At 66.6% G+C, this 19,316-nt stretch carries 21 protein-coding genes; 6 read left to right on the top strand and 15 right to left on the bottom strand.

The annotated features are described in order from the left end of the window. Positions 1-5: 5 nt before the first annotated feature. From flgC to ACZK13_RS09895, 3 genes are all read right to left on the bottom strand, one after another. Positions 6-413, bottom strand: coding sequence for a flagellar basal body rod protein FlgC (gene flgC, locus ACZK13_RS09885; protein WP_010485892.1), 408 nt, complete (start codon positions 411-413; stop codon positions 6-8). 3 nt (positions 414-416) lie between these two features. Continuing rightward, positions 417-812, bottom strand: coding sequence for a flagellar basal body rod protein FlgB (gene flgB, locus ACZK13_RS09890; protein WP_005409576.1), 396 nt, complete (start codon positions 810-812; stop codon positions 417-419). A 137-nt stretch (positions 813-949) separates the two neighbouring features. Continuing rightward, entirely contained in the window at positions 950-1,894 is a 945-nt protein-coding gene (locus ACZK13_RS09895) for a chemotaxis protein (protein WP_032127374.1), read from the bottom strand. 177 nt (positions 1,895-2,071) lie between these two features. Between ACZK13_RS09895 and flgA the strand changes: the two genes are divergently transcribed. The 4 genes from flgA (at position 2,072) to ACZK13_RS09915 (ending at position 4,756) form a co-directional block, all read left to right on the top strand. Further along, a complete protein-coding gene (flgA, locus tag ACZK13_RS09900; RefSeq protein WP_253143093.1) occupies positions 2,072-2,728 on the top strand; it encodes a flagellar basal body P-ring formation chaperone FlgA in 657 nt (218 codons plus the stop codon). 75 nt (positions 2,729-2,803) lie between these two features. Continuing rightward, entirely contained in the window at positions 2,804-3,109 is a 306-nt protein-coding gene (gene flgM, locus ACZK13_RS09905) for a flagellar biosynthesis anti-sigma factor FlgM (protein WP_049421929.1), read from the top strand. Then, a complete protein-coding gene (locus ACZK13_RS09910; protein WP_049399388.1) occupies positions 3,106-3,444 on the top strand; it encodes a flagella protein in 339 nt (112 codons plus the stop codon). Before flgM ends, ACZK13_RS09910 begins: the two co-directional genes overlap by 4 nt. 91 nt (positions 3,445-3,535) lie before the next feature. Continuing rightward, the gene (locus ACZK13_RS09915) at positions 3,536-4,756 is read left to right on the top strand and encodes an ATP-binding protein (protein WP_019337422.1); all 1,221 of its coding nucleotides are present in this window, start codon (positions 3,536-3,538) and stop codon (positions 4,754-4,756) included. A gap of 199 nt (positions 4,757-4,955) precedes the next feature. Here ACZK13_RS09915 and ACZK13_RS09920 read toward each other — a convergent pair whose 3' ends face one another. Beyond that, on the bottom strand, positions 4,956-6,728 hold the full coding sequence (locus ACZK13_RS09920) for an EAL domain-containing protein (RefSeq protein ID WP_032127372.1): 1,773 nt from the start codon (positions 6,726-6,728) through the stop codon (positions 4,956-4,958). A 4-nt stretch (positions 6,729-6,732) separates the two neighbouring features. Next, positions 6,733-8,835 carry a sensor histidine kinase gene (locus ACZK13_RS09925; protein WP_253143094.1) on the bottom strand — a complete coding sequence of 701 codons (2,103 nt, stop codon included), beginning with the start codon at positions 8,833-8,835 and terminating at the stop codon, positions 6,733-6,735. A gap of 131 nt (positions 8,836-8,966) precedes the next feature. Here ACZK13_RS09925 and ACZK13_RS09930 point away from each other — a divergent pair, with 131 nt between their 5' ends. Then, positions 8,967-11,726, top strand: a complete 2,760-nt coding sequence (locus ACZK13_RS09930) for a bifunctional diguanylate cyclase/phosphodiesterase (RefSeq protein ID WP_253143095.1) — start codon at positions 8,967-8,969, stop codon at positions 11,724-11,726. A 117-nt stretch (positions 11,727-11,843) separates the two neighbouring features. On the opposite strand, the gene ACZK13_RS09935 is transcribed toward ACZK13_RS09930, so the two are convergent. From ACZK13_RS09935 to ACZK13_RS09975, 9 genes are all read right to left on the bottom strand, one after another. Further along, positions 11,844-12,371, bottom strand: coding sequence for a hypothetical protein (locus ACZK13_RS09935; RefSeq protein ID WP_253143096.1), 528 nt, complete (start codon positions 12,369-12,371; stop codon positions 11,844-11,846). 139 nt (positions 12,372-12,510) lie between these two features. Beyond that, a complete protein-coding gene (locus tag ACZK13_RS09940) occupies positions 12,511-12,975 on the bottom strand; it encodes a hypothetical protein (RefSeq protein ID WP_253143097.1) in 465 nt (154 codons plus the stop codon). A 112-nt stretch (positions 12,976-13,087) separates the two neighbouring features. Then, positions 13,088-13,435 (bottom strand): hypothetical protein, encoded by a 348-nt coding sequence (locus ACZK13_RS09945; RefSeq protein WP_478482490.1) that lies wholly within the window; start codon positions 13,433-13,435, stop codon positions 13,088-13,090. 97 nt (positions 13,436-13,532) lie between these two features. After that, positions 13,533-13,748, bottom strand: a complete 216-nt coding sequence (locus ACZK13_RS09950) for a hypothetical protein (RefSeq protein ID WP_049399379.1) — start codon at positions 13,746-13,748, stop codon at positions 13,533-13,535. Between the two features lie 98 nt (positions 13,749-13,846). Further along, positions 13,847-15,037, bottom strand: a complete 1,191-nt coding sequence (locus ACZK13_RS09955) for a methyl-accepting chemotaxis protein (protein ID WP_005409587.1) — start codon at positions 15,035-15,037, stop codon at positions 13,847-13,849. Positions 15,038-15,201: 164 nt separating this feature from the next. Then, a complete protein-coding gene (gene hflD, locus ACZK13_RS09960) occupies positions 15,202-15,816 on the bottom strand; it encodes a high frequency lysogenization protein HflD (protein ID WP_253143099.1) in 615 nt (204 codons plus the stop codon). Beyond that, positions 15,813-16,955, bottom strand: coding sequence for a tRNA 2-thiouridine(34) synthase MnmA (mnmA, locus tag ACZK13_RS09965; RefSeq protein WP_107431878.1), 1,143 nt, complete (start codon positions 16,953-16,955; stop codon positions 15,813-15,815). Before mnmA ends, hflD begins: the two co-directional genes overlap by 4 nt. After that, a complete protein-coding gene (locus ACZK13_RS09970) occupies positions 16,952-17,413 on the bottom strand; it encodes an NUDIX hydrolase (protein WP_180838539.1) in 462 nt (153 codons plus the stop codon). The genes mnmA and ACZK13_RS09970 overlap by 4 nt, the downstream gene beginning before the upstream one ends. A gap of 1 nt (position 17,414) precedes the next feature. Further along, complete coding sequence (locus ACZK13_RS09975) at positions 17,415-17,888, bottom strand: hypothetical protein (RefSeq protein WP_032127360.1); 474 nt, start codon at positions 17,886-17,888, stop codon at positions 17,415-17,417. Between the two features lie 112 nt (positions 17,889-18,000). Here ACZK13_RS09975 and clpS point away from each other — a divergent pair, with 112 nt between their 5' ends. Further along, positions 18,001-18,327, top strand: a complete 327-nt coding sequence (gene clpS / locus ACZK13_RS09980) for an ATP-dependent Clp protease adapter ClpS (protein WP_006444529.1) — start codon at positions 18,001-18,003, stop codon at positions 18,325-18,327. A gap of 138 nt (positions 18,328-18,465) precedes the next feature. Here clpS and ACZK13_RS09985 read toward each other — a convergent pair whose 3' ends face one another. Beyond that, positions 18,466-19,278: an APH(6) family putative aminoglycoside O-phosphotransferase gene (locus tag ACZK13_RS09985; RefSeq protein ID WP_180838538.1), complete on the bottom strand. Its 813-nt coding sequence runs from the start codon at positions 19,276-19,278 to the stop codon at positions 18,466-18,468. Positions 19,279-19,316: the final 38 nt, after the last annotated feature.

Below are 19,316 nucleotides of genomic sequence, written 5' to 3' on the forward strand. Positions count from 1 at the left end.
GGGCCTCAGCGGCCCATGGTCAGGGTGGCCAGGGCCAGTTCCTTGGCGGTGGTCAGCATTTCCACGCCGGCCTGGTAATTGCGCGAGGTCGAGATCAGGTTGACCATCTGCGCCACCGGATCGACGTCGGGCTGGTAGATGTAGCCATCGCCGTCGGCCAGCGGGTGGCCCGGTTCATAGCGCTTGATCGGCGCGGCTTCGCTCTGGGTGATCTCCTTGACCTTCACCGACGTGATGTTCGGATCGTTCTTGCTGGTCACTGCCTGGAAGATCGGTTCCAGCGGCTTGTACACGGCATCGGCGGAACCGGCGACGGTGTCGGCGTTGGAGAGGTTGGAGGCGATGGTGCTCATGCGCACCGACTGCGCCTGCAGCGCGGAGCCGGCGATATCGAATATCGGCAGGTTGCTCATGGCTTATTGCCCCGTGATCGCGGTCAGCATGGAACGCACCTTGCTCTCGACGAAGCTGAGCGAGGCGCGGTATTCGAGTGCGGCGCGGCCATAGGCGGCACGCTCGGCATCGGGATCGACGGTGTTGCCGTCCAGGCTGGGTTGCACGCCTTCGCGCGCGATCTGGAACGGGTTCAGGCCACTACTGATCTCGTAGTGCTGCTCGTGGGTGGTGGCCATCAGGCCATTGGCATCCTGCCCCTGGGCGTGGCGCAGGGCGGCATCGAAGTCCAGGTCCTGGGCCTTGTAGCCGGGAGTGTCGGCATTGCCGAGGTTGCTGGCGATCAGCTTCATCCGCTGTTCGCGCAACGGCATGGCCTGGGCGTGGACGCCCAGGTAGTCGGTAATCAGGTTGCGCACGGTGCACTCCCACAGGAACGTTGCCCGGGAAGCTGCAAGGGGTGTGCCAAATTCGAGAGGGTAGTGCCGGTCGCTGGCCGGCTTCCCGGATTGTCTGTGGTTGCCGGCCAGCGGCCGGCACTACCGGATCAGAGGCCTCAGGCCGCCATCGCGACCTTGCGCAGGCGGTCCAGCACGAAGTCGGCCAGTTCGTGCGGCGAATACTTGGCGACGAAGGCGTTGGCACCGACGCGCTCGACCATCGCATTGTTGAATACGCCCGACAGCGAGGTATGCAGCAGGACATACAGGCCGGCAAGGCCCGGGTGGCGCCGGATTTCCGTCGTCAGCGTATAGCCGTCCATGGCCGGCATTTCGATGTCCGAGATGACCATGGCATAGCGCTCGGCGGGGTTCTCGCCCGAGGCCTGGATCTGCAGCAGGTGGTCCAGCGCCTGCTTGCCGTCGGAAAGCAGGGTGGCACCCACCCCAAGCTGGTCCAACACGCTGCGGATCTGTTGGCGGGCTACACGAGAGTCGTCCACCACCAGCACCTGCAGCTGCGGGCCGTCGGCGGGCATTGCCATCGCCGGGTCGAGTACTGCTTCACCGCGTACCTGGGCGATATCGGCCAGCACGCTTTCAACGTCGATCACCTGGATCAACTCGCCCTGGAAGCGGGTCACCGCCGTCAGATAGCTCGATTCGGCGCCCAGTTCCGGTGGCGGATGGATGTCTTCCACCGCGATGTTGACGATGCGCTCCACGCCGCTGACCAGGAAGCCCTGGATCGAGCGGTTGAACTCGGTGACGACCAGGTAGCCGGGCGAGGTGTCCGCATCGGGCTCACGCTCGGGGTGGCCGATGGCCAGGCCCAGGTCCAGCACCGGCACCGAGCGGCCACGGACGTCGGCCACGCCGGCGAACTGGCTGGGCAGTCCGGGTACCTGGAACAGCTCCGGGCGGCGCAGGACTTCCTGCACCTTGAAGACATTGACGCCAAAAAGCTGACGTCCGCCGAGGCGGAACAGCAGCAGCGCCAGGCGATTGTGGCCGGCCAGTCGGGTCCGCTGGTCGATCCGGTTGAGCAGGTCATGGGACATGGCTGCTGTATCGGCGGGGTGGGCCCCGAACTTGAGCGCTTTTGTAGAGTCGAGCCATGCTCGACTGCTCTGCTCCGGACGGCCAGTCGAGCATGGCTCGACTCTACAGAAGCCGCTCCGTCGATCTGGCACACCCCTTGCACGCACCTGGGCCAGATCCCTTCGACAGGAGGCGCCATGCGCCGGGTCACATCTCTGTTCGCCATCGCGCTGGCGCTGGCCCCGCCGTGGGCGGTTGCCGCCGACTGGCAGCCGGTGGCCAGTATCCGCACCGCCGCGTTGTCGACGCTGCCGGCCGGCAGCGAGGGCGAGGCCCAGGTGGCCGATGCGCTGCGCTTGCCCAGGTGTGCTGGCGCGCTGCAGGTGCAGCCCACCGCCAACACCACGGTTGAAGTCAGCTGCCCCGATGCCGGCGGCTGGCGCCTGTTCGTGCCAGTAAAGGTGCGGCGCAACCAGACCGTGCTGGTGCTCAACCGCGGAATCGGTACTGGAGAATCCCTCACCGCCGCCGATATCACCACTGCCCAGCGTGATGCCGCCCGGATTGCCGGTGCGGTGCTGGCCGATCCGAATGCAGCGATCGGCCGCATCGCCCGCCGTCCGTTGCAGGCCGGAGCCCTGCTGTCGAACAACGATCTGGTGGTGCAGCGTCTCATCAAGCGAGGAGACAATGTGGCCCTGGTTTCGCGTCGCGGCTCGGTCGAGGTCCGTATTGCAGGCCGTGCGATGGGCGATGCCGGTGAAAACGAACGGGTCTCGGTGGAGAACCTGTCCTCGCGGCGGATCGTGCAGGGCACGGTCGATGCCGCCGGTGACGTAATCGTGGCGCGTTGATTTACCGCAAAATATCCCTAAAGATCACGGCCCTGCGGCCGTTATCCCTTGTGAACGGCAACTCCAGGACACCCCATGAGCCAGAAAATCGACGGCAACCTGCAGGTCCCCCAGGCACTGCGCAGCGTGACGACCCCGGCCAACAAGCCCGGCGTCAGCACCGATGCGGCGACGCGCCCGGTCGAAGCGGCCGACAGCCTGCGCCTGACCGGCGAGGCCACCAATCTGCAGGCCATCGAGCGTGAGCTGACCACCGCCCCGGCAATCGACGCCCAGCGTGTGGCCGCAGTGCGCGAGTCGCTGCAGAACGGCACCTACAAGATCAATCCGGACGCGATCGCATCGCGCATGCTTGAGCTGGATCAGCAGCTGCACGGATGACCGCGCCGATGAGCGAACAACTGCAGCGGCTGGCCCAGGCGCTTGACGTTGAACGTCAGGCGCTGGTCGATCATGACGTACACGCGCTGATCCGGGCGACCGGTGCCAAGCTGGAGGCGCTGCGTGCACTGGAAGGCACGCCGCCGCTTGGTGAGGGGGATCACCTCCAGGAACTGGCCGAACGCAACCGAGCCAATGGCGTGCTGCTGTCGCGCCGGCGCCGCGAGGTCGATTGGGCGCTGCGCCAGCTCGGGCGTACCGAGGCCTCCTCCTCCTATGATGCCAAGGGCCAGTCGCATACGGTCACTGCGCGGCGCCCACTCGCCATCGCCTGACGCGACGGCGGTCGCACATCCCACCCCCGCGGGCTGAAGCCCGCCGCACGACCGCGTATATTGGGCGCCTGTTCGAATGCCCCGAGTCGCCGTGTCCGCTGCCAACGCCCTGGTTACCGCCCCCCTTCCGCCGCAGCCGGTGCTGCAGGCGCTGCTTGAGCGCCTGCGCGAAGGGCTGCTGCTGTTCACCGAAGACGGGCAGGTGGCCCTGGCCAACCCGGCCGCGCAGAACCTGCTGGCCAGCGGTGAGGGCGGCGGCCTGCCACCGCCGCAGCGCCTGCGTGAACTGCTGCCGCCTGATGCATTGGAGCAGGCGCGCCAGCATGGTCACTGGAACGGCAGCCTGCCGCTGGGCGAGGGCGTGGTCATCGCCCATCTGTATCACCACGGCCCGGTCGGCCAGGGGCACTTCCTGGCGTTGTTCCGCCATATCGAAGGCCAGGAAGACTACGAACGCGAATTGCAGCAGCGTCATGCAGAGCTGCGGCAGGCCTACCTGCGCCTCAACGGTACCCAGGAAAAACTGCTGCAGTCGGAGAAGATGGCCTCGATCGGCCAGCTCGCCGCAGGCGTCGCGCACGAGATCAACAACCCGATCGGCTACGTGCACTCCAACCTGGGCAGCCTGCAGGAGTACCTGCGCAGCCTGTTCACCGTGATCGAAGCCTACGAGCGCGCATTGCGGGCGCCGGACCCGAAGGCGCTGATCCCGGAGATTGACGATATCCGTGACCGCCTGGACATCGATTTCATCAGCCGCGACCTGCCGCAGCTGATGGCCGAGTCGCGCGAAGGCATCGAGCGGGTGACGCGCATCGTGCGTGATCTGAAGGACTTCTCGTATTCCGGCCGCGACGAGTCGTGGAAGCTGGTCGACCTGCACGCGGGCCTGGAATCGACCATCAACATCATCTGGAACGAGCTGAAGTACAAGGTCACCCTGGTGCGGGAGTTCGGCCAGTTGCCGTTGGTGGAGTGCCTGCCGTCGGAATTGAACCAGGTCTACATGAACCTGCTGCTCAACGCCGGCCACGCCATCGCCGAGCGCGGCACGATCACGGTGCGTACCGGCGTTGATGGCGATCATGTATGGGTCGAGTTTGAAGACACCGGCGGTGGCATCTCGCCGGAACTGCGCCAGCGCATCTTCGATCCGTTCTTCACCACCAAGCCGGTCGGCAGCGGCACCGGCCTGGGCCTGTCGATCTCCTACAGCATCATCAACAAGCACCACGGCCGCATCGACCTGGACAGCACCCCGGGCGTGGGCTCGCGCTTCCGCGTGGTGCTGCCGGTGAAGCAGCCGCGCTGACCGCTTCAGGTAGTGCCGGCCGCTGGCCGGCAACCTCATTGAACCCGGCATCGAGAGCAGCCGGCCAGCGGCCGGCTCTACCAGGGCTTGTCCCAGACCTGGATTCGCGCTTCGGGTAGTGCCGGCCGCTGGCCGGCAACCTCATTGAACCCGACATCCAGAGCAGCCGGCCAGCGGCCGGCGCTACCAGAGGGGATCGTTACCGCAATGGGCGATCCTCGCCGCCATCTCCGCTTTCCACCGGCGCCGGACCGGCGTTGCTGCGGCGCTGTTCCTCATAGGTGCGGAACGCCTGGTGGATGTGCTTGCGCAGCTCGTCGTCGTTCCACGGCTTGGTCAGGAAGCGATAGATCGCACCGCGGTTGATCGCGTCGGTCACGGTGTTCAGATCGGTGTAACCGGACAGCACCAGGCGGATCGTGTCCGGGTACAGCATCTTCACCCGGCCCAGGAACTCGGTGCCGCTCATGTCGCTCATGCGCTGGTCGGACAGGATCACCTGCACGTCATTGATTGCCAGCAGGTCGAACGCATCGCGCACGTTGCCGGCGGCCAGGATGCGGTAGCCGTCGCGACGGAACAGACGCACCAGCGAGCGCAGTACGTTCTCTTCGTCGTCCAGCAATAGCAGCGTGCGGTCGGGACGGGTCTCGGCAAAGGCTTCCGGACGCAGGTAGCGGCGGCGCAGGGTCATGCCGGCGGCATCGGCCGACATCGGTTCGCCGAACAGATAGCCCTGGAACACATCGCAGTCGTTGCGGCGCAGGAAGCCCAGCTGGGCCTGCGATTCCACACCGTTGGCGATCACGGTCATGCCCAGCTGGTGGCCCATGGCGATGATCGCGCGGGCGATGGCGGCCTCGCGGTTGCCGGCCGGTGCGCTCTTGATGAAGCTGCGATCGATCTTCAGCTTGTCCACCGGGTAGCGGACCAGTGCACTCAGGCTGGAATCACCGGTGCCGAAATTGTCCAGGCTCAGGCTGATGCCTTCGTTGCGCAGATTGGCCAGCGTCTCGTGCACGAAGTTGACGTTGTTGGTGAGCGCGCTTTCGTTGATCTCCAGTGTCAGCATCTGTGCCGGCACGCCCGCGGCCTGGATCAGGCCCATGACTTCAGCGAAGAAGTTGGGCCGCAGCAGCTGCAGGGTGGAGACATTCACCGCGATGGTGAAGTCGTCGAAGCCCTGGTCGCGCCACAGGCGTGCCTGCTTCAGTGCGCCTTCCAGCACCCAGGTGCCGATCTGCACGATGATGCCCAGCCGCTCGGCGGTGCGCATGAAGCGCTCCGGCACCAGCATGCCCAGCGTCGGCGACTGCCAGCGCAGCAGCGCTTCCATGCCGACCACGTGGCCATCGCGGGCGCTGACCAGCGGCTGGTAACGCAGTTTCAGTTCGCCGTTGGGAATGGCGTCCACGATCTGGCGGGCGATGATGCTCTCGCTGTGCGCGCTCGGTGGCGTATCCACGGCGTGGATGCGCACCGCGTTGCCGCCTTCGCGGGCCGCCTGGTACAGCGCATCCTCGGCGTGATCAAGCAGGCGCGAGGTGCTGCTGGCATGGTCCGGGCACAGGCTGACACCCAGCTTGCCGGTCATGAACAAGGTGTACGGCAGCACCGACAGCGGCAGCTCCATCTGCTGCCGGATCTCCTCGGCGAAGTCCTCCGGCAATGGCACGTCGGCGGTGCGTGGCACTGCGATCAGGAACTCATCGCTGCCGTGGCGCCACAGCTTGCCGCGACCACGCAGGTAGGACTGCAACCGCTGCGCCACCAGCACCAGGGCCTGGTCACCCACCTCGGCGCTCATGTTTTCGTTGACCGAGGCGAAGTGGTCGATGTCCACGTGCATCAACATCAGTGCGGTGCCGCCCGAGGCCGCCTCGGCGACCATCGCCTGCAGCTCGGGGTTGCCGGCGCCAAGGCGGTCAGGCGCATCATCGATGCTGACCGGGGGCTGGTTGGGATTCCACATAGGCTCAGTAGTCCGGTGACTCAACGGCGGCCATGCTGGCCGCCTGGTAGGGGAGGTGTACGTCGATCAGGGTGCCTTCGCCGTGTGCGGATTCGATCCGCACATGGCCACCGACGCTCTGCGCACGCTCACGCATCACGATCAGGCCCAGCCCGCGCGGACCGTCCGGGTCGAAGCCCTCGCCATCATCACGGATCTGCAGGTGCAGGCCGCGCTGGCCGACATCGCGCAGCTGCAGCTGTACCTGGCTGGCGCGGGCATGGCGCAGGGCATTGGTCAGGCTCTCCTGCGCGATGCGGAAGCAGGCCTGCTCGATGCTGTTGTCAGGACGTTGTGGCAGCGGTTCGATCTCGGCCAGCAGTTCCACCGGCGAGGAACGGAACAGCACCCGTGCCTGCCAGCTCAGTGCGGCCTCCAGGCCCAGGGCATCCAGCTGCGGCGGGCGCAGCAGCGTGGAGATGTCGCGCAGCTTGGCCACGGTGGTGTCGGCCAGGCTGACGATCTGCGCCAGATCCTCGGCGCGGCGCTGTGGATCATGCTCGTCCTGCGCAGCATGGGCGGACAGCTTGATTGCGGTGATCGCCTGGCCGATGTCGTCGTGCAGGTCGCGCGAGATCGCGCGGCGTTCGTCTTCCTGCAGCGAGAACAGTCGGCCGGCCATCGCCTGCAGCTCACGGTTGCTGGTTTCCAGTGCAGTGCGGGTGCGTTCGGAATCGCTCAGGTCGCGCACGATCAGCAGCTTGCAGTCGCGTCCGCCATAACGCACTTCGCCCACCGCCAGGCCGGCATGGAAGCTGCGGCCATCCGCGCGCTGCATCGCCACCATGCTGCTGTGACCGGGCCCCAGGTGTGGTTGGCCTGCACGCAATTGGCTGCGCACGCGGGCCAGATCGGCGCTGTCCACCAGTGCTGACAGGGGTTCGCCCAGCAGGGTGTGGCTGCCATAGCCGAACAGGCTGGCGGCCCAGGCGTTGGCGTACAGCACGTGTTCGTCGGAGAGGATGACCACGCCGTCGGGCAGTACTCGTACCAGCTCGCGGAACTGTTCCTCGCGCTCGCGCAGCAGGCGTCGCGACTGCTCGCGCTCCGTCACGTCCTGCAGGGTGCCCAGCACGCGGTTGCGGCCGGCCTCGTCGATGCCGCTGGCCGCACGCAGATGCACCATCAAGGCGCGCCCATCCATCGACAGCAACGGCAACAGCACGTCCACCTGGACCGGCTCGCCGGAGCAGAGCTCGGCCAGCAGCTGTTCGGTCTGGGTGGCGGTGGCCGGGTCTGCCGGCACCAGCAGTTCGTCGAAGCGATGCCAGCGCCGCGCCTCGGGCGGGCGGCGACCGAGCAGGCGATAGACCTGGTTCGAATAGCGGCCAAGTCCCGTGGAGGGGTCCAGTTCCCAGGCGCCGATGCGCGCCAGCTCGTGGGCTTCTTCGACCCGCGCCAGCGCCTGGTCACGGCGCAGCTGGGCCAGGTCTTCAGCGGTGCGGTCGATGGCAATCAGCAGGCGGGCGTTGTGGCCGTCATAGCTGATGGCGTTGGAGCGCAGCTCCATCTGCCGCAGCGAGCCGTCACGCAGCTGCAGCTGGGTACGCAGGATGCACAGTTCCTCCGGTGCCTCGCGGATCGCTTCCAGCTTGGTCTGCAGCGCCAGGTCCTGGCCTGGCGGCCACAGCGAATCGATGGTCTGCTCCAGCAGTTCGTCACGGTCCCAGCCGAAGGCCGTACAGGCCGCCGGATTGGCATCGAGGATCGCCAGCGTATCGAGGTCGTAGACCAGGATCGGGCCGGGGTTGCCTTCGAACATCTGCCGCAGGCGCAGCTCCGAGGCCTGCTGACGTGCATGGGTGTGCAGCACGTGCTCGGCCAGCGGGCGCAGCAGCAGATACAGCAGGCCCGCGCTGGCAAGGGCGAAGAACGAGCCCTTCAGGCCCTGCCACAAGGCCGCCTGCTGCGGGTCGGGCACCAGTGCCTGCACTGCACTGTCGGTGGAGATCATCCAGGCCAGCGCCATCGCCAGGTAGCTCAGCACCACCCGGCGCCGGTCGCGGCTCAGCGCCTGCGCCATCCGCGGGTCGGGAACTGGGGCGTTGCCGGTCGGTTCTGCGGGCATGGACAGGGCGGAAGAAAGGGGCGCCGGCCATCTTACCGCGCAGGTGCGCCCAGACCACTCAATTATCCGCCGCAGGCGCCGTTAACCACTGCGTGCCCCGCTGACGGGCGTGTCATCCGGAGCAAGATCGCGTGGACCAAGGGATCATCGCCAGCCTGCTGCAGCACCCGCTTGCGTCGGCGCTGGTCATCGTCGACCGCACGGGCCGCCCGCTGGCGGCCAATCCGGCTGCGCGCGAGCACGGCCTGCCGGCGACCGTGGCTGCGTATGCGCCGATGCTGGAAGATCTGCGCCTGATGGCCGCCGATGGCGGCATCGTGGCCTGCACGCTGCCGGGTGGCCCGCACGGTCACTACGACGGCCACCTGCGCGCCGTGCATGATGGCGCCGGCAACCTGCTGGCCTTCACGCTGAGCATTCCAGAGCCGGTGCCGCTCGGCGGCGGTGGGCGCTGGGAGCTGGCGCTGGACAGCGCCGGGCACAGCCTCTGGGACTGGGACATTCCCAGCGACCGTGTGGTGCGCACCCCGGCACTGGGCGATGAAACCGCTACCGAGATTCTGGCCCGCGTGCACAGCGAGGACATCGCCCAGGTGCGGGCTGCACTGGATGAGCATCTGCGTGGCTTGAGCGAGCAGTACAGCGCACAGTTCCGTTTCCGCCAGGCCGATGGCCAGTGGCGTTGGGTACTGGACCGCGGGCGCGTGGTCGCGCGCACCGCCGATGGCCAGCCGCTGCGCATGGTCGGCACGCATACCGAAATCGAACAGCAGAAGCAGCTGGAAGGGCTGCTTCAGGAACAGCAGCTGCACCTGAGCGAGGCCCAGCGCATCGCCAGCATGGGCAGCTGGTCGTTCGACCCCAACAGCGGTCACTTCTGGTGGTCGCCGGAACTGCGTTCGCTGCTGGCGCTGGAGCAGGGCGCCGTGCCCGGCCAGCGCCGCTGGCTGAAGCAGCTGCACCCACGTTCACGTGGCGCACTGCGTGCAGCCTGGCGACGGTTGTGGCGCGATGGCCGTGCCGCCAACCTCGAACTGGAGCTGACCCGTGGCCATGAACCGTCGCAGCACCTGCGGCTGTGGATGCAGCCGCTGCTGGACATGGATGGCCAGCCCAAGCGGCTGCTTGGCCAGGTGCAGAACATCACCGAGCAGCACCAGACCGATGCGCTGATCCGCTGGCGTACCGAGCTGCTCAACCGCGTCTCCGCGCTGGGCCGCATCGGCGGCTGCGAAATCGAGGTGCAGACCCGGCACATGCAGTGGACCGAGGAGTGCTACCGCATCCACGGCCTGCGCAAGGAGCCGATCACTCTCGATCAGGCGCTGGCGCTGTATACCGAGGATTCGCGCAATGCCTTCGAGGCGGCGCTGGGCCGGATCGCTGCGGGTGGACTGCCCGAACAGCTGGACCTGTGCTTCTATCGCCAGTCTGGCCTGCGCGTGTGGGTGCAGGTGCTGATCGAGCTGGATCGCCGCGATGGCCTGCCGCCACGCTTCGTGGTCCTGTTCCGTGACATCACCCGCGAGCGCGAGGCCAACGAGCGCATCGAGCTGCTGGCGCACTACGATCTGCTCACCGGCTTGCCCAATCGCGTGCTGCTCGGCGAGCAGACGGCAGAAGCCATCGAAGAGGCGCGCGACCGCGGCACCTCGCTGGCGATGCTGTTCATCGATCTGGATGGCTTCAAGACCATCAACGACAGCTTCGGTCATGCCACCGGTGATGCGCTGCTGAAGGCTGCCGCCACCCGCCTGCACCAGAACCTTCGCAACAACGACCTGTTCGGCCGCTTCAGTGGCGACGAGTTCATCGTGGTGTTGCGCGACCTGGCCGAGCCGGAAGACGCCGGCCACGTGGCGCGGAAGCTGATCGCTTCGCTGGCCGAGCCATTGCGCCGTGGCGAGACCACGTTGAAGGTCGGTGCCAGCGTCGGCATCGCGATGCTGGGCGATGCGCAGACCGATTTCGATTCACTGCTGCGTGCCGCCGATGCCGCGATGTACGCGGCCAAGGAAGCGGGGCGCAACACCTACCAGTACTACAGCCAGGACGCATTGGCCCGCATCCAGCGCAAGCTCGAGTTGGAGCATGCCCTGCACGGGGCGATCGAACGCGAAGAGTTCAGCCTGGCCTACCAGCCGCTGCTGCATGCGCACCAGGGCGAGCCACCAGCGATCGAGGCACTGCTGCGCTGGCATCGTCCCGGCATCGGCTACTGCAGCCCGGCCGAGTTCATTCCGATTGCAGAGAAGTGCGGCGAGATCGTGCGCATCGGCGACTGGGTACTGAATGAAGCCTGCCGCCAGGCGATCGCCTGGGACCGGGCTGGCCTGTGTTTCGACCGCATCGCGGTCAACGTGTCGGCGGTGCAGTTGCGTGACCGTGGCTTTGCCGAGCGGGTGATCGAGATCTGCCATGCCCACGGCTGGCCGCCGCAGCGGTTGGAGCTGGAGCTGACCGAGTCGGCGCTGATCCGTGACACCGACATCCTGCGCCATTGCTTCGACGTGCTGGAACGGCATGGCGTGCCGCTGGCGGTGGATGATTTCGGTACCGGCTTCTCCAATCTGAACTACCTCAACCGTTTCCCGGTGGGGCGCCTGAAGATCGACCGCAGTTTCGTGCAGGGCATGCTGCATGACTCGGGCACGGCCGAAGTGACCCAGGCCATCGTGCACCTGGGTCACGCGCTGGGCATGAAGGTGGTGGCTGAGGGCGTGGAAACGCACCAGGAAGAAGACATGCTGCGTCGCCAGGGCTGCGACGAGATCCAGGGCTACCTGTACTCGCGCCCGCTCAGCCCGCGCGACCTGGCGCAGTGGCTGCGCCAGCAGCACGCCGCGCCCGGGCGCACCGACGCTGCCAGCGAGGTCGTGCTGGCGCGCTGAGGCTGGCGCCGGGCCATGCCCGTCGGGATCGCCGCACGCCGACGCACCGCTCTGGTAGGTGTCGACCTTGGTCGACACGAATGCCGGTGCTCGCGATCATCCACGCATGGCGTGGATCTACTGCGATGCGGCAACCATTCGCTGCGGAAATTCGGAGCGAAGCCGTGCGCGCACTGCTTCCACCACATGTGCATAGCGTCGGCGCTGGATGAAATAGCCCATGTAGAACAGCAGCAGGGCCACCAGCATCGGCGACGCAGCCGGGCGGACCAGGATGATCGGCACCAGCATCACTGTCAGGCCCAGCGCGAACCAGCTGCACCGCCCGACCACCCGCACCTCCCTGCGTCGTGCGTCGATCATCACCCGCCCGCGCATCAGCGGAAAGTAGCGGCCGCCAAAGCTCGGCGCGAAGCTCTCGCGAAAGGCGATACTGCCGTCCGGCAGCGCGCGGAATACCAGGCGAAGCCAGGTATCGGCCGGCAGATCATGCTCCAACCCGGCCAGCGAAAGCTGCGCCAGCTCTGCGGGCGTAGCGGCGATGCGCTGATTGAACAGGACGATGCCGGTGCGGAAGAAGAACGGCGCCCACAGCACAAGCAGCAGGACTTCGATCAACAGCACGGCGATCAGGGCGATGGCCATCGGTCTTCCATGAACGGGACCTGCGCATCATGCCATAGCGATTTCGCCACCCCAGTAGATCCACGCCATGCGTGGATGTTGCCCGGAACCAGCTACCGTCCTCGCGGGGCGGTCCAGTGAATCGAGCAGTCTCCTGGATTCAATCGTCTTCCACCAGATCGCTGAGATCCAGAATCTGTGGATCAACACTGTGCGCGACGATGCTTCGGAGCATTCCAGCCTTTGGGCGTAGGGCATAGCAATGCATCGTATGGATGGGATTGAATTCCAGCCACGGCCAGGATGAGTGCCCCACGATAACCGGCATGTTGAAATTGATGTCTTTTGGATCATCCAGTGGAAGGGTCCATTTGCCGCCGTGATGCTCCCACACTACATCGCCCAGATATCGTGCAAACACAATCCTCAGGCCATCCTGTTCGTCCTCCGACAACGTTGCAGCCATCGTCGTGTACAGCGTCTCCAGGCGATCAAGGCTCTCCAGGCTGCCGTCAAGGTCGACGCCGCGGAGCTGTGCTTGTTCGATCAGCCATTCAATCTGATCGTCCATGATGATCAGAAACTGTTCGAAGGTTTCTCGCGCTTCTTCCGGATTGAATGCCATGCGGCCACCAGGGAGGGAGAGCGACGAGTGTGCCCCGGGCCTGTGATCCACACCATGCAACAAGTCCGAAAGGGTGGAGGGGCGATCGCATGCACCCACGCATGGCGTGGATCTACCGTTTCATCAATGCGATGCCTGCAATGGAATAGCTGGCGATCAACAGCCCGAACACGTACTCCGCGACGATGATCAGCCAGAAGGTCATCGGCTCGATGTCCCGCCATGCATCAATGGTGCCGGCGCGGTGATGGCTTAGATGGACGTGCCCGGTGTTGATGGCAGTTGCCGCCATCCAGGCACATAGAAAGGCCATCAGCATGAAGAGCAGGCTGCCGAACAGGAATGCGACAGGTCTATGCCGGGGTGGCCGCAAAGTGGCGTAGGCGGGGCGCCAGGTGAAGGTGGCCGCGATGAGCACCATCACAGCAAATCCCAGCCAGGTCATGAACGTGGTGCTCATGCGACGACACTCCGTGTCCAGCCGTAGATGGCATGGGCGGATCATGCCATGGGTTTGGAGCGGGTGGTGGTGAAGACCATCCACGCATGGCGTGGATCTACCTCAAGGCTTCCCCATCCAACCCCAGGTCCCACGCCAGACCCAGCAGCGCGTCGTCCGTGCGGGACAGGGCAGGGCGCGCATCGGCCAGCTGCTGCAGTTCGCGGATCTCCTCACGTGCTACCTCTTCCAGCTGCTGCAACTGCTCACGCACGCTCGCGTTGCGCGGGCGCTCGGTGTCGGCGAGGGAGGGCAGGGCGCGGATCAGGGTCATGGTGCGTGTACAGGATGCATCCAACGGCGGGTTACAGGCAAAGGCCCCGGACGAACCGGGGCCTTGCGGGCTGCCGGCAACGGCAGCGGACATCAGGATCAGAACAGCTCGACGGTGCCGGCGCCCATGCTCTGCTGGGCAACCGGCTTGTGCGGCGGGCGTTCCCATTCGCTGCGCAGTTCGCGCAGGCGGCTGCCGGTGCGCTGCAGGGCGGTGGCGATCTCTTCGTCGAACACGCCGCCATTGCGGTGCAGCAGTTCCTGCAGGGCCACCGCTTCGCGGTTGATCGCGGTCAGGCGGTCCAGGTGGGTGTGCACGCCGCCCAGCGCCTGGGTGGCGATGTCCTCGAACTGCAGGGCGCGCACGGCTTCGGCCACGCTGCCATCGATCGAACGGGCGCACTCGGACACTTCGCGCATGCCGTCACCCAGCGAGGCGTTGATCTGCGCGACGTTGTCGAGCATTGCCGCCGCTTCCTGGCGAGCTTCGCGGGAGCGGTCCATGTCACGCGAGGCCATGTGCGAGACCGTCTCGCGCACCTTGGCGATGGCGTCCTTGGAGCTGTGTGCCAGCTTGCGGATCTGCTCGTTGAAGGTGGTCGAGCGCTCGGACAGGTTGCGCACTTCGTCGGCGACCACCGCGAAGCCACGACCGGCTTCACCGGCACGTGCCGCTTCAATGGCAGCGTTCAGGGCCAGCAGGTTGGTCTGGTCGGCGATCGACTTGACGTCTTCCAGCAGCGCGAAGATGCCATCCAGGTGCTGCGCCATCTGGTCGATGTGCTGCACCGTGGTGCTGCTCTGGCCGCTCACCTGTTCCAGCGCTTCGACCAGCTGTTCCATGCGGTGGCTGGCGTGCTGGGCGAAACGGGCAACGTCGAGGCCGGCATTGCCTTCGTCACCGGCGCGGTCGACGATGCGCGACAGGGCCTGGCTCTGCTGGCGCGACTTGCGGTTCATCGCATCGAAGCTGCCACCGAGGCTGGAGACGGCCTGGCGGATCAGGTCACGGGCGCGTTCCACTTCGCCGCGCGAACCCTCGATCTCGTTGCCGACGAAATTGCGCAGTTCGGTCAGCAGCTGGTCCTGCTCACGCAGGACACGGGCGTGTTCCGGGGAACGGTGTGCCTGGGCGCGGGTGGTCCACCACGCAAAGCCGAGCCAGCTCAGCGTCATCGTGGTCAGGATCGCCCAACGCAGGGCGGCCGGCCATTCGAAACCGATGGCGAAGGGGAGCAGCAGGGTCAGAGCCAGGGGGGCGGCCAGACGGATGAAAATGCGTGAGTACATGGACGTTCTCGGGAGGTGCACGGAGGATGTATCGGCCGTACCCCCTTTCTCTTTAACGTCGAAATGCCTCGAAGTGCATTCTGAATGCGCCGGTTTTCCGACGCCTCGGCGGCTTCGGGGTCAGAGCCCTTTCCTTGCCGGAAAAGGATCCGACCCCATGGGGCTCAGGCCAGCTGGCGGTCCACGGCCTCGATCATCGCCTTGCGGCTGAACAGGAAGTCCCAGTAGCTGCCGCCCAGCTGGCGCCACAGCACTGCCGAGCGCACCGCGGCCAGCAGCAGGGCGCGGATCTCGGCAACCACACTGGCCTGGCCCAGGTAATGCGGGTTGCCCTGCACCATCACCCGCGGCTTCAGGTGGCTGATGGTGTCGGCGTACAGGCCACCCAGGTTGGCCAGCACGTCCGGGTGGCCACTGTCGCCCAGCTCGACGGCTTGGCGCTGGGCGCGTTCGATGCCCGAGGCGACCTTGTTCACGGTGGCGCCGTCCTGCACGAAGCGGCGCTCCAGCTGCAGCACTGACAGGGCCAGCTTGGGCAGGATCGGGTCCTGGCCCTGGCTGCGGAAGTAGTTGTGCAGCAGGCGCAGCCCAGCCTTCAATGCATGGCGGTCACCGAACACCTCCTGCGGCGAAGACGCGTCGACGCGGAACACACTGTCCACGGCGGTGCGCACGGCAGCGGCGTCGGAATGGCCGGTATCGGCGATGCGGCGTACCTGCTGCAGGGCCTGGGCAATGCCGGCCAAAGCCAGGACGCGGTCGTCGACAGTGAAACTCATGCAGCGATTACCTCAAAAGGGGAAGGGGTGGTGCGCAGGCGCTGTTCCAGCGGCGCATCGGTGGCGGCGATCACCGCGCCACCCAGGCACACATCACCGTCATACAGCACCAGTGATTGACCGGGAGTAACGGCGCGCTGCGGGCGCGCAAAGGTGACCAGCACGCTGCCATCGTCCAGCACCTCGACCGTACACGGCTCGTCGGGCTGGCGGTAGCGGGTCTGCGCGGTGCATTCGAAGCGCCGTGCCGGCGGCGCGCCGGCAATCCAGTGCGCGGTTTCCGAGCGCAGGCGGTCGGACAGCATCCACTTGCTGTCGCGGTCCTGGTCCACGTACAGCACGTTGCTGGCCACATCCTTGCCGACCACGTACCACGGCGCGGCCGGGCGGCCACGCACGCCGCCGATGTTCAGGCCCTCGCGCTGGCCCAGGGTGAAATAGAAGACGCCTGGGTGCTCGGCGATCACACTGCCGTCGGCCGGGTCCAGGATCTGCCCGGGCTTGGCCGGCAGGTAGCGGCCGAGGAACTCGCGGAAGTCGCGCTCACCGATGAAGCAGATGCCGGTGGAGTCCTTCTTGGCGTGGGTCGGCAGGCTGACGTCACGCGCGATCCGGCGCAGGTCGGTCTTTTCCAGGTCGCCGATCGGGAACAGGGTGGCCGCCAGCTGCGCCTGGCCCAGCTGGTGCAGGAAGTAGCTCTGGTCCTTGGAGCGGTCGGCACCACGCAGCAGCAGCCACTGGTGGCCGCGCTGGGCCACGCGCGCGTAGTGGCCGGTGGCGATGCGCTCGGCGCCCAGCTCGCGGGCGGCATCCAGGAAGTGCTTGAACTTCACTTCGCGGTTGCACAGCACGTCCGGGTTCGGGGTGCGGCCGGCCGCGTACTCGGCCAGGAAGTGCTCGAACACGCCCTGCCAGTACTCGCTGGAGAAATCACGGAAGTGGAACGGGATACCGAGCAGGCCGCAGACGGCCACTGCATCGCGGCGGTCGTCCTCGGCGCGGCAGTCGCCGCTGCCGTCGTCGGCCCAGTTCTGCATGAACAGACCGGCTACGGCCTCGCCCTGCTGCACCAGCCGCCAGGCGGCGACCGAGGAGTCGACGCCACCGGAGACGCCCACCATCACGCGCGGAGTGCTCATGCGACCTCCCGGACCAGCGAAAGCGGATGGCGCTGGCCACCCAGGAAATCAGCCACCACCTGCCAGACCAGCGGGCTGCGCAGGAGCTCCGTGGCGGCCTGCAGCTCGGCCGGGGTCAGCCACAGCGCGCGATCGATGCCGGTGTCCAGCGGCTGCGCCGGGTCGTGCGAGACCGGACGCGCCGCATAGCAGAAGCGCAGGAAGGTGGTGCCGTCGCCGGCCGTCCACTGGTAGCAGCCGATGAAGTGGGTCAGCTGCACCGTCCAGCCGGTTTCCTCGCGGGTCTCGCGCAGGGCTGCCTCGGCCAGGCTTTCGCCCGGCTCGAGGTGGCCGGCCGGCTGGTTCAGCACCTGGCGGCCGTCGATGGTCTCCTCGACCAGCAGCACGCGGCCGCCGTCGACCACTACGGTGGCGACAGTGGCGTGCGGTGCCCAGCGCGGGTCCGGCGTGGTGTTCAACTCAGAACTCGTCCTTCTTGGTCAGTTCCAGCTCCATGGCGTCGGCGGTGCGGATGGCCGCATCGATGGCGTCGCTGAGCTGGTCGGCCGTGGCATCGGCGTCGATCTTGACCACGAACATGGCGGTGGTGTCCTGCTTCACCCAGCCGCCCATCTTGGCGTCCTGCGAATCTTCCAGCAGGCGGTTGGCTACGGCCACCGGGAACTGCTTGGTCTTGGCGTTGTAGGCCGGCGACCAGATCTCGCGGATGTTGTGGGTGCCGAAATCTTCCACCGACGAGCGCACGTAGACCATCTGGGTGCGATCACCCTCGACGTCGAACACCATGCGGTAGTCGCCGTCCTCGTCGACCTCGTAGGTATAGCCCAGCTTGTCCAGGTGGCGGGCCACGGCCTTGTCGGCCTGGGTCTCGGCGGCGGCGGAGCCGGCGGCGGCCAGGGCGATCAGCAGGGCGGGGAGAAGGGTCCTTTTCATGAAGATCCTGTGAAACAGTGTTGAGAGAGGATGCAATTGTGACGGTGGGCGTGCGTGCCGTCCAATCTGCGGCAGGCCGACGCAGGCTGGCCCGTGCCTCTATAATGGGCAGATGCCCCATGAGTCTTCCCCCGATTCCCATCACGAGCACGGCGTTGCCGTGGAGCCCGCGCGCCCGGAAGTGGCGCCGCCACCGTTCTACCAGGTGATGCTGCTCAACGACGACTACACCCCGATGGATTTCGTGGTGGACGTGCTGCAGCAGTTCTTCAGCATGGACCTGGACAAGGCCACGCAGGTGATGCTGCACGTCCATACCCGTGGCCGCGGCGTGTGCGGGGTGTTCACCCGCGAAGTGGCCGAGACCAAGGTCGCCCAGGTCAACGAGTACTCGCGGATGAACCAGCACCCGCTGCTGTGCACGATGGAAAAGGCCTGACCGGCTGCCGGTTTTCATCCGGGCACATCGACTCCGGACCCGGTGTGCCCACCAAGGTGGGCACCTACCAAGGCAGGGGCCTGTATCGATAATGGATGGGGCGTGCCCACCAAGGTGGGCATCTACCAGAGCGCGGGATCAGCCCTCCGCCAACGCCTCCAGTGCCATCCGCGCCACCGCCTCGTCGACTTCGGCGGGGTCGCCATCATCCCGGAACCACACCGCTGACAGCCCCGCGCTGGCTGCGATCCAACGCAGCAGGCGCGTGCGTTCCAGGCCCGCCAGCGCGCCGACCTGTTCCAGCCGGGTGGCAAACCGCTCGGGTCGGGTGGCCACATGGATGCCGGGGCCGCACAGGTCCGGATTACTGAACATCGTCGTGTAATCGAACGCGCGGTCGCCCAGCAGCCGCTTCGGGTCGATCGCCAACCAGCCGCGCGCGCCGAAATCGAGCACGTTGTCGTGGTGCAGGTCGCCGTGCAGCGGCCGGATCTCCTGTTCCTGCTGCAGCAGTCCCTCCGCCAGTGATCTGCACTGTTCCAGCAGTGGCGGCAGCGCAGCCCTTGGCTGCAGCAGGTCGGCGAACCATGTTCGCAGGCAGACCAGTTCCGCTGGCGGTGCGCTCCGTGGCCGGTGCAGCCGTTGCAGGACCTGGCACAGGATCGTGGTGCAGGTGTCATCGTCGCCCTCGATCGAGCGCTGCCGCAGCGAGTCGCCGCCGGCACGTTCGATCAGGATCGCCGGCCCCTCGTGGGCCAGCAGGCGGGCGGCGCCGTCACCGTTCCACCAACGCAGCAGGCGATGGCTGTTCTGCTCTTCGGTTTCGCTGCTGATCTTCAGCATGGCCGGCTCGCCGGCGGCGGTCAGCACCGGCCAGAGCCGGGCATGGGGCGTTTCGATGGCTGCGCCATCACGCCGCAATCGCCAGCGGCTCAGGTAGGGTTCGCTCATGCTGGGTGGGCTGTCCTGGAGTGAATGAAGATCAATCG

The organism is Stenotrophomonas sp. 99219_Sma, from assembly GCF_056480785.1.

What these genes read in the sequence shown, in the direction of transcription:
- flgC (WP_010485892.1), bottom strand. Translation starts at nt 413, where the DNA reads ATGAGCAACCTGCCGATATTCGATATCGCCGGCTCCGCGCTGCAGGCG.
- ACZK13_RS09895 (WP_032127374.1), bottom strand. Translation starts at nt 1,894, where the DNA reads ATGTCCCATGACCTGCTCAACCGGATCGACCAGCGGACCCGACTGGCC.
- flgA (WP_253143093.1), top strand. Translation starts at nt 2,072, where the DNA reads ATGCGCCGGGTCACATCTCTGTTCGCCATCGCGCTGGCGCTGGCCCCG.
- flgM (WP_049421929.1), top strand. Translation starts at nt 2,804, where the DNA reads ATGAGCCAGAAAATCGACGGCAACCTGCAGGTCCCCCAGGCACTGCGC.
- ACZK13_RS09910 (WP_049399388.1), top strand. Translation starts at nt 3,106, where the DNA reads ATGACCGCGCCGATGAGCGAACAACTGCAGCGGCTGGCCCAGGCGCTT.
- ACZK13_RS09920 (WP_032127372.1), bottom strand. Translation starts at nt 6,728, where the DNA reads ATGTGGAATCCCAACCAGCCCCCGGTCAGCATCGATGATGCGCCTGAC.
- ACZK13_RS09925 (WP_253143094.1), bottom strand. Translation starts at nt 8,835, where the DNA reads ATGCCCGCAGAACCGACCGGCAACGCCCCAGTTCCCGACCCGCGGATG.
- ACZK13_RS09935 (WP_253143096.1), bottom strand. Translation starts at nt 12,371, where the DNA reads ATGGCCATCGCCCTGATCGCCGTGCTGTTGATCGAAGTCCTGCTGCTT.
- ACZK13_RS09940 (WP_253143097.1), bottom strand. Translation starts at nt 12,975, where the DNA reads ATGGCATTCAATCCGGAAGAAGCGCGAGAAACCTTCGAACAGTTTCTG.
- ACZK13_RS09945 (WP_478482490.1), bottom strand. Translation starts at nt 13,435, where the DNA reads ATGAGCACCACGTTCATGACCTGGCTGGGATTTGCTGTGATGGTGCTC.
- ACZK13_RS09950 (WP_049399379.1), bottom strand. Translation starts at nt 13,748, where the DNA reads ATGACCCTGATCCGCGCCCTGCCCTCCCTCGCCGACACCGAGCGCCCG.
- ACZK13_RS09955 (WP_005409587.1), bottom strand. Translation starts at nt 15,037, where the DNA reads ATGTACTCACGCATTTTCATCCGTCTGGCCGCCCCCCTGGCTCTGACC.
- hflD (WP_253143099.1), bottom strand. Translation starts at nt 15,816, where the DNA reads ATGAGTTTCACTGTCGACGACCGCGTCCTGGCTTTGGCCGGCATTGCC.
- mnmA (WP_107431878.1), bottom strand. Translation starts at nt 16,955, where the DNA reads ATGAGCACTCCGCGCGTGATGGTGGGCGTCTCCGGTGGCGTCGACTCC.
- ACZK13_RS09975 (WP_032127360.1), bottom strand. Translation starts at nt 17,888, where the DNA reads ATGAAAAGGACCCTTCTCCCCGCCCTGCTGATCGCCCTGGCCGCCGCC.
- clpS (WP_006444529.1), top strand. Translation starts at nt 18,001, where the DNA reads ATGCCCCATGAGTCTTCCCCCGATTCCCATCACGAGCACGGCGTTGCC.
- ACZK13_RS09985 (WP_180838538.1), bottom strand. Translation starts at nt 19,278, where the DNA reads ATGAGCGAACCCTACCTGAGCCGCTGGCGATTGCGGCGTGATGGCGCA.